The sequence below is a fragment of the Spiroplasma endosymbiont of Megachile willughbiella genome (assembly GCF_964273395.1).
GTDB classification, from domain to species: Bacteria; Bacillota_I; Bacilli_A; order Mycoplasmatales; family Mycoplasmataceae; genus Spiroplasma_A; species Spiroplasma_A apis.
This window is the reverse complement of sequence record NZ_OZ187005.1, coordinates 133,272-147,362: the sequence shown is the minus strand read 5'-3', so window position 1 is coordinate 147,362 and position 14,091 is coordinate 133,272. Positions and strand designations below refer to the sequence as shown.

The 14,091-nt window shown below is 30.2% G+C and carries 10 protein-coding genes and 7 tRNA genes; all 17 read right to left on the bottom strand.

The window, feature by feature from the left end; all coding sequences use genetic code 4:
* Positions 1-151 precede the first annotated feature (151 nt).
* Positions 152-226 (bottom strand) — tRNA-Cys (locus ACI2WZ_RS00660).
* A gap of 62 nt (positions 227-288) precedes the next feature.
* Positions 289-3,426 carry a spermidine/putrescine ABC transporter permease/substrate-binding protein gene (gene potCD / locus ACI2WZ_RS00655; protein WP_500244917.1) on the bottom strand — a complete coding sequence of 1,046 codons (3,138 nt, stop codon included), beginning with the start codon at positions 3,424-3,426 and terminating at the stop codon, positions 289-291.
* Complete coding sequence (potB, locus tag ACI2WZ_RS00650) at positions 3,390-4,403, bottom strand: spermidine/putrescine ABC transporter permease (RefSeq protein WP_500222565.1); 1,014 nt, start codon at positions 4,401-4,403, stop codon at positions 3,390-3,392. Before potB ends, potCD begins: the two co-directional genes overlap by 37 nt.
* On the bottom strand, positions 4,403-5,461 hold the full coding sequence (gene potA / locus ACI2WZ_RS00645) for a spermidine/putrescine ABC transporter ATP-binding protein (protein WP_500222563.1): 1,059 nt from the start codon (positions 5,459-5,461) through the stop codon (positions 4,403-4,405). The genes potB and potA overlap by 1 nt, the downstream gene beginning before the upstream one ends.
* Positions 5,462-5,515: 54 nt before the next feature.
* Positions 5,516-5,641 (bottom strand): hypothetical protein, encoded by a 126-nt coding sequence (locus ACI2WZ_RS00640; protein WP_023788901.1) that lies wholly within the window; start codon positions 5,639-5,641, stop codon positions 5,516-5,518.
* A gap of 101 nt (positions 5,642-5,742) precedes the next feature.
* On the bottom strand, positions 5,743-8,616 hold the full coding sequence (locus tag ACI2WZ_RS00635; protein WP_500244916.1) for a glycoside hydrolase family 18 protein: 2,874 nt from the start codon (positions 8,614-8,616) through the stop codon (positions 5,743-5,745).
* 60 nt (positions 8,617-8,676) lie between these two features.
* Positions 8,677-9,516 (bottom strand): Cof-type HAD-IIB family hydrolase, encoded by an 840-nt coding sequence (locus ACI2WZ_RS00630; protein ID WP_500244915.1) that lies wholly within the window; start codon positions 9,514-9,516, stop codon positions 8,677-8,679.
* A complete protein-coding gene (gene trxA / locus ACI2WZ_RS00625; protein ID WP_023788898.1) occupies positions 9,506-9,808 on the bottom strand; it encodes a thioredoxin in 303 nt (100 codons plus the stop codon). Before trxA ends, ACI2WZ_RS00630 begins: the two co-directional genes overlap by 11 nt.
* 13 nt (positions 9,809-9,821) lie before the next feature.
* Positions 9,822-10,661, bottom strand: a complete 840-nt coding sequence (locus ACI2WZ_RS00620) for an HAD-IIB family hydrolase (RefSeq protein WP_500244914.1) — start codon at positions 10,659-10,661, stop codon at positions 9,822-9,824.
* Positions 10,662-10,748: 87 nt separating this feature from the next.
* Positions 10,749-10,833: transfer RNA gene (locus tag ACI2WZ_RS00615), tRNA-Leu, on the bottom strand.
* Positions 10,834-10,838: 5 nt separating this feature from the next.
* Positions 10,839-10,914, bottom strand: a tRNA-Lys gene (locus tag ACI2WZ_RS00610).
* 162 nt (positions 10,915-11,076) lie between these two features.
* Positions 11,077-11,451, bottom strand: coding sequence for a hypothetical protein (locus ACI2WZ_RS00605; protein ID WP_500244913.1), 375 nt, complete (start codon positions 11,449-11,451; stop codon positions 11,077-11,079).
* Positions 11,452-11,536: 85 nt separating this feature from the next.
* Positions 11,537-11,612: transfer RNA gene (locus tag ACI2WZ_RS00600), tRNA-Thr, on the bottom strand.
* Between the two features lie 9 nt (positions 11,613-11,621).
* A tRNA-Val gene (locus ACI2WZ_RS00595) sits at positions 11,622-11,697 on the bottom strand.
* Positions 11,698-11,710: 13 nt separating this feature from the next.
* Positions 11,711-11,786 (bottom strand) — tRNA-Glu (locus tag ACI2WZ_RS00590).
* An 8-nt stretch (positions 11,787-11,794) separates the two neighbouring features.
* Positions 11,795-11,870: transfer RNA gene (locus ACI2WZ_RS00585), tRNA-Asn, on the bottom strand.
* A gap of 516 nt (positions 11,871-12,386) precedes the next feature.
* Positions 12,387-14,012: a TrkH family potassium uptake protein gene (locus ACI2WZ_RS00580; protein WP_500244912.1), complete on the bottom strand. Its 1,626-nt coding sequence runs from the start codon at positions 14,010-14,012 to the stop codon at positions 12,387-12,389.
* Between the last annotated feature and the right edge of the window lie 79 nt (positions 14,013-14,091).

Sequence of the window (14,091 nt, the reverse complement as noted above, 5' to 3'; positions counted from 1 at the left end):
TTGCGATTTGTTATAAAATCGACAATATTTATTATAACAAATATATTTTTAATGTATATATTTTTTTCAATTTTTGTTAAATAGTTGCAACTTTTACATTTACAAGTATTTTAAAACCCACCGAGGTGGGTTTTGATTATTTATTTCATTTTGGAGGTACCAGTCGGAGTCGAACCGACGATCAGGGAGTTGCAGTCCCATGCCTTAGCCTCTTGGCTATGGTACCATTACAAAAAATATTATAACAAATTTGAACTCTAAATTAAAAAAAGTTAGAAAATTCTAACTTTAAATTTTTGTTGCTATTATGTTGTTGTATCTATCAACTAAATAATTATCTAACTCTTCATTGAATCCAAATGGTTCACCTTTATCTGAAGGTAAAAATCATTTAGCATATAATGAGTCTTTTCCATAGCCTTCTTGTATTTTTTCAATAACGCTTTGCAAAGGAGAAGTTTGGCTTGTTTCTTCTACGATAGCCATTTGACTTTCGTGAGAATAGATAAAGTTGATAAATTTGTATGTTAAGTCAATATTACGGTTACTTTTACTGATAACTAAGTCGTCACTAAAAATATTTGTTTTTTGATCTTTGCCTTTATTAAGTTCTGATTCTGCACCAGGTACACCAGTAATAACTTTTGGAGTTTCAGCATTTTCTTCTTCATCACCTTCTGCACTAGCTTCTTGTTTTGAAAGACTGTCTTCTTCTCCGCCTTCTGATTCATAATCAGGTGATAGTGATCATAAAACATCACCATTATACATAACGGCAATATCATAATCACCATCATGAACTTTATCCATTAATTGATCTCCGTATACCCCAACATTTCTAGGTTTTAATAGTTCTATTACAGCTTCGGCTGCTTTGTCAATTTGTTCCATTCTTGAAGGTAATGTCTTGTTATCATCTTTATTCGGTACAGATTCGACATTTCCATATAATTTTTCAAACGCATACATAAATACGTTTTTTGGGTCTTCATTAAGTGCAACGTTAAGATTTTCTTGAGCTGCTTCTCATAAAATATTTCAACTTAAATTTTTTTCATTTAGTATTCAACCATCAGCTTCTGGTTGAGTATCCGTATTTTGATAAATCAGGTTATTTTCTGGAGATGAAATATCTTCTCCCTCATTATGACTTTTCAAAAACTCTAAGACATTTTCATTTTCTAAGTTGAAAACTATGCGAACATCTCCTCAAACATAAGGCACTGAATATGAAAGTATATTTAAATCTTCATTTTTTCCAACTGTTGTTAATGCCATAGTTTCTTGCAGGGCATCATTTATAGCCTCAGTTGCATTTTCATCTTTTTTATCAGAGCATTCTTTTTTATTCAATAACTCTTTAGGAGTTTTGATATTTTCTATTTTACATCAATCAATTTCTTGTAACATATTTTCTTCGGCCATTTTTTTAACCATATAGTCACTTGGAACCATGATGTCATAATTAAAAGTGTAGTTTTTGTTATATAAACTTTCGTTAGAGTCATACTGTTGATAGTTTATTTTAACATTATTTTCAGATTCAAATTGCGCTAGTAATTTTGGATCAATATAACTTCCTCAGTTACCAATAACCAAATCATAGATATTGTTCATAATGTATGCTGTTGTAACTAATGAGAATGAACCCAAAAGAATAGTTCCCATTGAAAGTTGTTTTCAATTTCTTTTGAATCATCTGTTTCTTGTTGAAACGTAATCTGCAGACAATACATCAGGAAAGTATTTTGCTTTTTTCTTTTCTGTATCAATCTTAATATTTTCTAGTTTTTCATTGTTCTTTTTGATATTTGATAATATTTTTGCTAACTTTGAATCAACTACTTTTGATTTTCTTTCTTCATATGATGCTAATTTCTCTTGATAATTTGAAAGCTTGTTTTTTGATGCTTCTAGCTTGATAATTGCTTTATCTAATGCATTTGAAAACGAAACTTTTTTGAATACTTTTCATTTAGCTTCTTCTAGCATTTGATATTTTTTAGCTATTTTCTCATCAGTTTTTAATTTAACTGCTTGTATTTTTTCGATTGTTGAGCGAAGCTTAAAGTTATTTCTTCCTTCAATCAATTGATCTTTTTTTATAGTTAGTTTTGCAATTTTTCTATCATATCATGTAATAAGACTTTGACTTGGGTTTTGCAAACCATTTTTTTCTTCTTTTAAATTGTTAATTTGTTTAATTAAATCATTAGCTAACTCTTTATCGTAAGAGTCTCTTTCTTTGATTCAATCAAGTTCTTTTTCATAATAACTAATTTTTTTATCTAACTTAGACAATAATGAAGATAATTTTTTATTTCTCTTTTCATTTTTTGATAACGCTAGTTTAGAATTCAATTGACTTTTCTTAAGAGTTAATTTTGCATGAATTGTTTGCAATCTACTCTCTTCTTTTATTTCATTTGAGATTCTATCAAGTTTTCACTCAAGTTTACTAATTTTTGCGTTGTGGTTAATTGCATTTAACCTTTTTACTTCTAATGAAATAATTCCATAATTAATTCATTTGAATATATTCATACTTCTTCTAAGAACAGTATTTGTTTCAACACATTTATTGTAATAAGCGATTTTCTTTTTTAACTGACTTATTTTTTTTATTTTATATTCACCTTTTTTAATTTGATTCTTTGTTTCATTTGCTTTTTGAAATGAAAGATGAACTGCATTTCAGATGATGATTACAAATAATATAACTGCTACAAGCACTGTACCAAAAGCGTTTATATATGGTTGCATTTTTTTAGCAGTATAAATAAATGTTGATACGTTAGTTTGTCCACCACCTGTGAAATATGAAATTATAAAGTCGTCAAAACTCATAGCAAAACAAATTGCTGATGCAGTTATTATACAAGGTGTAAGAATTGGTAATACAACTTTAAAAAATGTTTTTGTAGGTGTTCCACCAAGATCTTTAGACGCTTCCAAAATATTTTTATCTAATCTTAGCATAAATGGAAGAACAGTAATTATTACATAAGGCACGTTAAATGAAACGTGTGCTGCAATTAGAGTAAAAGCTCCAAACTTTAAACCTGCTATAACAAATAATAGCATCAGTCCAACAGCTGTAATAACATCTGCATTTACTAGTGGTATATTTGCTACACGCACTCAGTTGTTAGATTGTCTTCTTTTGATTCTCGCTAAACCAACACAAGCCATAACACCAATTACAACAGATATAATTGTCGATACCATTGCAACAAATAGTGATACGATAATTGATTTAACGAATGGTGAGTAACTTAGAAAGTAACTATATCATTCAGTGCTATAACCTTCAAATGAGCTAAGAGTTTTTCCAGAGTTAAATGAAAAAAACATCATAACTGCAATTGGTACATAAATAAATAATAGTATTATTGCGAAGTAACTTGATTTAATGAACTTTTTCATTTTTTAGACCCCCTTACCTCAAATTTATTTGAAATTAATTTCATTAACCCCATTATTATAAATAGTAGGGCAGCAAGGACAACAGCTACTGTAGCTCCAAATCCAAAGTCTGATCCTTTGAAAAAGTAGTTTTCAATAATTGTAGTAATTAAATTAATTTTACCGTCACCCATATATCTCACAATAAGTAGTGAAGTTGCTGCTTGAACAATCACTAATGTAAATGCTGTGAAAATACCAGGTAAAGATTGCCTAAAAGTTATATGTCAAAAGGCTTTTGCTTTACTAGCTTTTAAATCAAGCGCTGCTTGATAATAATTTGGGTCTTGGTTTTCTAGAGCATTATATATTGGAGAAATTGAGAATGGTATAAACATATAAACCATTCCAATTATAACTGCAAACGGAGTTCCTATTGTTGTTGAACCCATTAAGTAAAATAAACTTCTCAAACCAAGTATTTTTAGTAGCATACTAATTCATATTGGTAAAGTTAATAATATTCATACGTTTTTAGCTACTCATTTACTTTTTAATTGAGATAGAATCAGCGCTATTGGGTAGGCCATTATAACGCAAATAATACTTGCTATAAAAGCATATAAAAGTGATAATCCCATAACAGACATTATTCCTGATGAGCTAAACAATTTTCAAAAATTATCTAAGTTTACAGAAAACTTAAGACTATTTCCAGTTGGCTTAACTATTGCAAATATTATGATTCCTAATAATGGTAATATTACTAAAATTACCATTGTAAGTATGAAGGGTAATAAGACTGGTCATATTTTCCCCTTCATTGCTTTGACAACTTTGAAATTGCCGATTCTTTCCTTAAGACTTTTTTTAGGATAGACGAATTCTTGATTTTCACCTTCAGATTCGATTATTTCAATATCTTCTAATTCATGTTCAACTTCTTGATCTAAGTCAAGATTGTCATTTAAAACATTTGTAGTATCTTGATTAATCATTAATCGTCAATTTCTTTTCACATTACATGAAGATCATTGTCAAATCATTTTATAGAAACTTTCTTGTCAAAATCGTGGAACTCGGTTGTATGTGCAACAAATGTTCTATACTCAGTTTTGATAGTTATCTCATAATGAACACCTTTGAAAATAACATTTTCAACGATACCATCAAAGTAACCTTTTCCGGGTTCTGAAATCTTGATATCCTCAGGTCTGATAACTATGTCAATATTAGTTTCGTTTTCACCAAAACCTTTGTCTATACAATCAAACTCTTTTCCATCAAATTTAAGTCTTAAGTCTTTTATCATAACACCATTGTCAATGACATTTGAAACTCCGATGAAGTTTGCCACTCATCTATTTTCTGGTTCATTGTAAATTTCTTCTGGTGTTCCTATTTGTTGTATGTTACCTTCATTCATAACGACAACTCTATCACTTAGTGTTAGTGCTTCTTCTTGGTCATGTGTTACTAAGATAAATGTTATTCCAATTTCTTCTTGCAAATCTTTTAACTCGTTTTGCATTCTTTTTCTTAATTGTACGTCAAGAGCCGACATTGGTTCATCAAGTAACAATATTCTAGGTTTTAAAACTAAGGCTCTGGCGATTGCCACCCTTTGTTTTTGACCACCACTAAGTTCATGAACTCTTTTATTTTCATGACCATCTAAAGAGAACTTTTTGATATATTTCATTACTTCTTGTTCTATAAGGTCTTCTTTCATTTTTTTGATTCTTAGACCATAAGCTATGTTGTCATAAACATCATAGTGAGGAAACAAGGCATAATTTTGAAAAATTGTGTTAATCTGGCGCTTATTGCTGGGTATTGGAGTTAAGTTTTTTGATTCAAAAAGCAAATCCCCAAAGTCTTGTTTTTCACGTCCACCGATTATGTTTAGGGTTGTGGTTTTTCCACAACCAGAAGGACCTAAAAGAGTTATGAACTCTCCTTCGTGGACATTAAAACTAACACCTCTTAAAACAACTTTTCCATCGTAACTTTTAGTCAAGTTACGAATTTCCAAAATGTTTTTATTATTTTTCATTGTGTTTTCTCCCTTTAAGTAAAGTATTTAATTGTGATCGCGTAATCTAAGTTATTACGCATTCAGGGAGAGTCATTCAGTTTCTAATATCTTTTCGAATCATTCTGTTCTTGTAATAACAACATCTAATCATTCAGATATAATATATTGAGAAATATTTATTGTATCTATTAGTTTCATTGCTTTACCTCCTATAAAATAATTCGTTCAAAATTTATTATAACACTTAAAACATTTTTGAAAATAAAAAAGAGTTTAAACACTCTTTAATTTATATATATTTAAGCTTTATCGCTAGGATTTTTAACACCATCATCCCATGAACCATTAAATGCTTTTGAGAAATCATATTCTCTTAAATAACTAAGTCCATGATTAACTAATGATTTTGCTACCCCAACGCCATTTGCATTTTTTCCACGGTCGTCGTTAACAGATCACATTGAAAGATAAGCCAATCCGACATTTTGTGCTCAATTATAAAGTTCTTTTGCATCTTCTAAAGTGAACACTCCAGAAACAGTGTCATTAACTCCAATCATAGGAGTCGCACCAATAAGTTTATAGATGTCCTTTTTCAATAAATCAGATACTTTGTAATTGTTCATAATTGATTTTGCTATATTGTCTCTTGTGTTATCAACAGCTTCCTTAGCTAAGTCAAAGTTTGTTTTGCCTTGGCGTATTGCCTCTTCGTATATTGGATTACCGTAATCCATCAACATTAAGTTTGTTACTGGTAAATCCTTGTATGAAATTCCAGCATTTTTGTATGCCTTAGTAAACTTGTCCATAACATTGTATCCAACGCTTGTTAATCCTGTTGGAAGTACTGGAAGTGTTATAGAAAAGTTTCAAGAGCTGTCTTTTTTCTTCATATTTGCTAATGTTTTAGCCAAAACAGCATTACCTGTTTCATCATTTTGAGCTTGACCTTCAATATCAAAGTCTATGTTTTTTGGCATTTCAACATTATGATTTTTTCTTTTTGCTAAATCTACAAGACTTTGGTTGAACTTGACTAAGGCTTCTTCCAATAGTTCTGCAGCTTTATTAATATCCCCATTTGCTTGTTTATAAGCCACATTTCAAGGGTTTTTTTCAATATATCCCCCTGTTGTTGCTCCACCATATGCTACTTTAATATTTTTAAAGTTATTTGATTCAATTAATGGTTTTAAATCTTTTTCATATAACTGACTTTTTTCTCACCAATCGAATCCTTCTCCTTTATTTTCAATACCTGCTATTGATAAATCAAGATAATTACTATGACTATTTACTTGTTGAACAAATGCTAGTGTTAAGTGATCTAAACCAGAAACCTCTCTTATTTTTGATATATCATTTCCTTCATATAGACCGGCATCTAGGTAAGGAGAAAAATAAGTGCTACCATTTGGAGTTGCTTTTTGGTTTATTTTAGAGCTACGGTTCGGGTTAGCGTCTTTTCAAGATATGTAATTAGATTTAGAAGAAGTACTTGGTGTAGATGGTGCTACAACATTACCGTCACCTGGCGTACTTCCTGATACACCATCTCATTGATTAGGCTCCTTTTGAATAATTTCGTCTAGCTCTTTATTATTTTTAATATTCTTTTCGTAGTCAATATATCCATCTAATTTTTCTAAATCCTCAGCTTTTGTTACTTCGTCTTTGGCTTCATTTAAATGACCTGATAATATCTTAGCAAAAGTAAGTTTTTCAAACCCTGCACCAGATCTTATGTTTTGGTCTAGTGGATTTTTATCAGCTAAAGCTTCCTTACTTTCATTATTACTTTCAAACTTAGACGGATAGTCTCTTGTTAAGTAGAACATCGAAATTTGTCCTAACCCTTTTTCCTTTGCAAATTTTCTCAATTCCAATGCATCCTTAGCAGTAAAATTATAAACCGCTTTTTCTGCACGTCTACCAATTCAAGGAGTAACTCCCATATGTTTAAAATAAAAATTGTCATCTCTTGTCTCATTATTTCCATTAACATTTTGATTCATAATCTTTCAAGTATTTTTTGTATTCTCAATTGCTTTTTTCATGATTGGTAATTCTCAATCTTCATTTGAAGAGTGCTTATCAGTATATGTCAAATATGGTAATACTAGATTTAATCTAAAATTCGTACCCAAGTACTTGGTGAACATGAATAAAGGAAACTCTTCATCTGATAATAATGAAATATCTCCATTTCAATTTTCTTGTCCAGCAACACTTGAAATTCCATCTTCTGTTGAGACAACAAGTGACAATCTTATATCAAAATTTTTATGTTTTTCTAGAAGTATTTTTAAAGCCCCTGCTAAAAGTCTTTGAGAGTCCGCATAACTACCTTTGTTTGACAAATAAGGTGCTGCAAAGTAAAAGTCAAATTTTTTTGTTTTGTATTTCTCTGAAATCTTTTGTAACTTATCTGCTAATTCTTCTTCTGTTAAATTATTTTTATATGCTTCATGTCAAAGGGAATTTGCAAATGGTCCAAATGATATGGTTAATTTTTCATTATTTAGACCGTTGTTTGTTCATTCTTCAAATCTTTTTTCAAATCAATCGGCTGATTTATTCGCACTCCTATTTGGTGCGGCGTCTCACATAGGTTCTAATTTATCTTCGTCGCTAGCATTTTGCATAAAACCTAATGTTATGCCGTCATTATCACTAAAAATTTCTTTGTTGTTAATTAATTTACCTAGGTTATTATACTCGTTATTCTTGTCAATTAGACTTTTTTCAGCATCACCGTGATGGTTTGAACTAACACCTTTCTCTTTTAAAAGGTATTCAGCAGTATCTTTAACTATACCGATATCTGTATAAGGTGTAAATGATAAATCACCTTCAATATTAAGGAGTTTTTTATCTGCTAATGTAGACTTTGTAATAGAGTTAGATAAATTTGCAGATCTAGCTTGAGGACCTTTTTCACTTGATGAACTATAATCTTTTGTTAAAACTTCTCCTCACTTCATTGATTTTGATTTGTTATAAGTTTTGAGTAATTGTTCACCTTGCTTTGTGCCCCCATCGGCATTTGGATTTTCTATCTTTAAAGGTTCGTTTAACTCATTTACTTTAAAGTTTGTACACGCTACTGCATTTGAAGCAACAGCTGTTGACATAGATACTGTCAACAATCCAATTAATAATTTTTTCATTTTTTTTAGCCCCTTTATTATTTTTATTTATTTTAAACAACTTATTGTAGTAAATCAAGTTTAATCAATAAATCGGTGAATTTTATATGATACACCGTTTTTTTTATGATGTGGTGCTATTTCGTTTGCAGAACTTTTGATAGAATGTGAGGCATTTTCCATTGCAACACCCACACCAGCCCATTCTATTGAGCGTCTATCATTTTCACCATCACCAAAATAAATAACTTCTTCTTTAACAATATTATAAATATCTGAAACAATTTTTAAGGCATTTACCTTATCGACATTCGGTGGACTAATTTCTATATTCATAGTTTTTTTTGAGACATAACTTCAAGCATAACTCTCGTAGTTTTTATTTTCAATGAACTTTTTAAGATCTTGTATGTTGTTCTTTTTTCCACAGGCTATTACTTTATATGCTCTATGTTTTATGTTTTTATTGTTAAAAATGATAAGTTTCCTATTTGTTATTTTCTTCATGAACCAAATAAAAAGTCCACCCTTTTTTATCACATAAGATATCTTAGGGTCTTCTATATAAGAAAAACAATTTATTTTTAGTTCCTTAGATTTTTCATAGATAGAATTTACATCTTCAATCTCGAAAAACACTTCTTTAATTATTTCGTAAGAAAAATCTTTTTTTAATTTATATATTCCTCCGCCGTTTAAACAAATTACAAATTCTTCAAACTCGAAACTTCCGATTTCTTTTGCAATGCTTAATACTCTACTTATGCTTCTCCCGGTGGCTATACAAATTTTCATTCCGGCCTCTCTAGCCATGTTGATAGCTTTTATATTTTCTTTTGAAACCTTTCTCCCCTTACCAATCAGGGTACCGTCAAGGTCCAATGCTATCATTTTATATTTTTGGTTGTGCCTACTTTGCAAAGTGAATTAATTGGTCTTTTCCTATAAAACCTGAATGTCTTTGTTTTTCTTCACCATTTTCAAATTTAATTAAAGTTGGAATTGACATTATTCCATATTCGTTTGCTATTTCTTTCAAGTCATCTGTATTAACTTTTATAAAGTTTATTTCAGTTTGTTCCTTTGCTACTTCATCAAATACGGGTGCAAGCATTTTGCAAGGTCCACATCAGTCTGCATAGAAATCAACTACAGTGTTTGATTTTGATATTTCGTTTTTAAATTCTTCTTTACTAGTAATAATTTTTGCCATTTTCTTTTTCTCCTTAAAGTATTTCTTTTTCTATAAAGTGCGCTACACCATCTTCGTTATTAGAGAGAGTTTTGTGTGTAGCTATTTTTTTTAAAGTATCAATTGCATTATCCATAGCAACTGAATAATCAGTTTTTTCAAATAAAGGAATATCATTGAAATTATCCCCGAAACATATTGATTGGAAAGATTTATTCTTTTTAGCAAAATGTTTTGAAATAAATTGTGCAGCTTCTCCTTTATTAATATTTTTGGGTATTATCTCATAAACTCTGTTTGTATATTTGATTATGTCTAAATCTCTTTTGGCAAAGTTGAAGTCTTTATGAAGTTCTTTTTCCTCAACTTCACCAGCATTATCGGGTAAGATTATTGTTAAATGTGATATCGGTTTTGTTATCTCTTCAAGTGACTCAATTACCTTATAATCAACCTTCATTATATCGCTTCAATATCTTGAATTTTCCCCTGGACCATATACATAAGTTATGTCGTTGGCAAAATAGTGAACTTTATATTTGCCGACCTTGCCAAATGTTTTGTTAAATATTTTTTTTATTAATTTTTGACTTACATATATCTCACGTAACCAAGTTCCTGATTCAAAATCGTAAATATGAGTACCATTATTTGATACGGCTATTCCACCCAACTTATCAATTCCGATATTTATAGCTTGTGTGAAAATTCCATCTTTAGTACTTCTTGCGGTTATTGGAATAAAATAATGACCGTTTTCATAAGCTTTTCTTACTGTATTCTTCGTTCGTTCGCTAAACTCATGATTAGAATTTAGTGCAGTCCCATCCAAGTCAGAGAATATTAATAATTTTTCTTTAAATTCATTTCTCACGTTATCACCTTTTTTAATTATATTATAGTTTTTCTACCAATTTTTAATAAAAAAAAATCATTCTTAAGAATGATTTAAAATCTTTTATGGTCCGGAATAAGGGACTTGAACCCCCACGTTTTACAACGCCAGATCCTAAGTCTGGTGCGTCTGCCAATTCCGCCAATTCCGGAAAAATGGTGTCCCGTATAAGACTTGAACTTATGACCCACTGGTTAAAAGCCAGTTGCTCTACCGACTGAGCTAACGAGACGAAAATTGAACAAAATTATAATAACATATTTTTAAGTAAGGTGTAACTAAAACTCTAAAAATTATTATTTTTATCATAATCCTTTATTAATTACAATTATATAACTACAGAAATTCCTATTTAAATCTAACTAGGATTTTTTACAAGATATAAAATATATTATTATAAATTTTCTCTATTATCTTTAATGATAACTGACATTGCTATTGTAATTAATATAGAAAATATAAGATTCAATGCCCAAAAAATTCAAGTTACAAAAAGTCAAGATAACAAAATTGTAGTCACAGAGAAAACTAGACCTAGTATTGCTCCTGTGTAGTTTTTTGTTAATTTACCTTTTAGTAAAGTTAATATTGTGTAGGTGCTTATCCATATAATGTTAACCACCAAATAACCAATTACCATGCCATAACCAAGTAAATTGAAAGAACCAAGGGCTGTTGAAACCGTCTTATAGAATATAAGTGTCAAAAGTTGATTTAAGAACAAAAATATTGACCCTATAATAATTAAAATAAAAACTCATTTCTTCATTATGTACCCCATATTTCTTTAATGATACAATATTTCACTTAATAAAAAAACAATCTTCTTGTAAGATTGTTTTAAATTCTTTTGATGGTGCTGATGATAGGACTTGAACCTACAACCTACTGATTACAAGTCAGTTGCTCTGCCAATTGAGCCACATCAGCATAAAAAAATGGTGGAGTGCGACGGGCTCGAACCGCCGACCGCCTGCTTGTAAGGCAGGAGCTCTCCCAACTGAGCTAGCACTCCAACAATAAAATAATGGTAGCCTGTACGGGGATCGAACCCGTGTATGCACGGATGAAAACCGTGTGTGTTCACCGCTTCACCAACAGGCCATAAAAAATGGCGGCTTTTGCAGGACTCGAACCTGCGACCAACCGGTTAACAGCCGGTTGCTCTACCAACTGAGCTAAAAAGCCATAGAGCAAAATCTACTTATTCATAATAGCATATAAATATAAATAAAAGCAACAAAATTTTGAATTTTTTTTCTTTTTTTATTTTTAATAGAACTCTATCTATGAACTTGTTAATAATATCACTCTTTGGATAAAAATCTACAACTTAGTACTCAATGACAAACTTTTTGTTGTTTACCCAAGATAAGATAAGTGTTTCAATAAACAACTTCTGATTTTCTTTCATAAAAAAGGCGTTTAAGCACAAGCTTTTGATTATACTTGCCTACAATTGCACCCTATAATAATGCAAAGTTTTCATATTGTTTTGAAGTCTTAATACACTAACTAAAGACGCTATTAGATTAAAAGAACGAGTTTTTTTATTATTAATCTAAGCTATATGAGTGATTTATGACATCTTATACCACTTACAATGCTCATAATTGATATCGAGATCAATTGTAAGTGACTTAATCATGTTAAAAAATCTACACTTTTGAAGTTGTAGATTTTATTTAATATATACACTAATTATTATCCGATTGTTACATCTTCTTCTAAATATCCGTAATTCTGTTTGTTTTTAGGTTTAACGAAAGCCAACAAAGTATTAGATATACCTAATTGACCTATAAACATTGTTATTACTAGCATAATTTTACTTATGACACCCATTTGAATAATCTGACCATTAGTAAATGGTTGAAAACCAACGGTTCCAAAAGCACTACAAACATAAACAATTAGTTTAATGATTGTGGATTCGGTATTTTTTGAGTCATCAGTGTTAAACAACATCTCGTTAGAGTCTAAATAAACAACATATATGCTGACCAATACAATCATGAAGGAAAGTAATACAACAGCAAAACTTCTTTTAACAGTTTCGTCTGGGATACGTTTCTTAAACGCTTCTGTAGAAGATTTATTTCTCATTATTGAGAAAATTGCTATAAAACAAATTGCTAGAGTCGTTGTTCTAATACCACCAGCCGTTGAAGAAGGCGCTGCACCAATAAACATTCAAATTGATAAAATGAACTTTGACCCAGCAGTAAAATTATTAATATCCACACTCGCAAAACCAGCATTTCTACAAGAAGAAACATTGAATAATATATCAATTATTCAAACATAGGCTGGTTTTCATATTTTTTCTGAGTGCTCCCCGTTACTATCTTTATTAAGTAAGATAGCACTATTCTCGATCGTTAAATATTCAGAAAGAAACACTAAAACTGGACCCAATATAAATAAAGTTACATACACTATAAAGTTAAGTTTTGTGAATAAAGAAAACTTAACTGTTTTACCTAATTTTCTAGCACGAAATTTTCTTTTAATATCATGGTATGTTGGATAACCAAGACCACCGATAATTCATTGAGCTAAAAATGTAAATTGTAGGATGTAACCTCTTGAGTCATCTTGATTATAAGGTTGCAATGAGTTTCCACTCAAAATATCAAATCCCGCATTATTAACAGCACTCACTGAATGAAAAATAGACGCTCACAATGATGTTCCAAAATTATGATATGGATTTGTAGTAGTGTTTGGATTCTCTTGCAAATAACTCTTTGACATTGGAGTGAAATAAAATCCAAAAAATAGAATAAATGCTCCGATAATTTCTACAGAAAGGAGAAAGAAGAACGCATCTTTAATCATTTCAACAGTGTTTGCAAGAGAGTTACTTCCTCTTTCGGTGTTTGCGACACTTTGGTCATCTAATGAAATTTTTTTATTTAAAAATACTAAAAATACAATTTTAACAGTTAGAATACCGATCCCACCCATTTGTATAAGAAGCAATATTAAAAACTGGCCAAAAAAGCTATATCCAGTGTTAGTTTGTATCATTGTAATACCTGTGTCAGAAAATGCACTTGAGGCGGTAAACATACCAGTTATAAAGTTTCAAAAATTAGACTCCTCTTTTACAACACCAGGAATGCTCAATAAAAAACCACCAATTACAATGGTAAGCAGGTAAACGGATATAATCCTACCGCTAACCCTAGAAAACGGCCATCAATTTTTTAGTTTTGCAAAAAAGGTTTTCTCAGATTTTTCAGTTGAGTATTTTCTTTTTGACCTTTTCTTTTTTCCAGACTTAGGTTCACCAGTTGTAAGTGAGTTATTATTAGAATTATCCACAAAATCATCTCCTAATTAATAAAACTACCTTAAATTATACAACAAACTTTAAAAGAGTTATATAATAAAATGAGTAAAG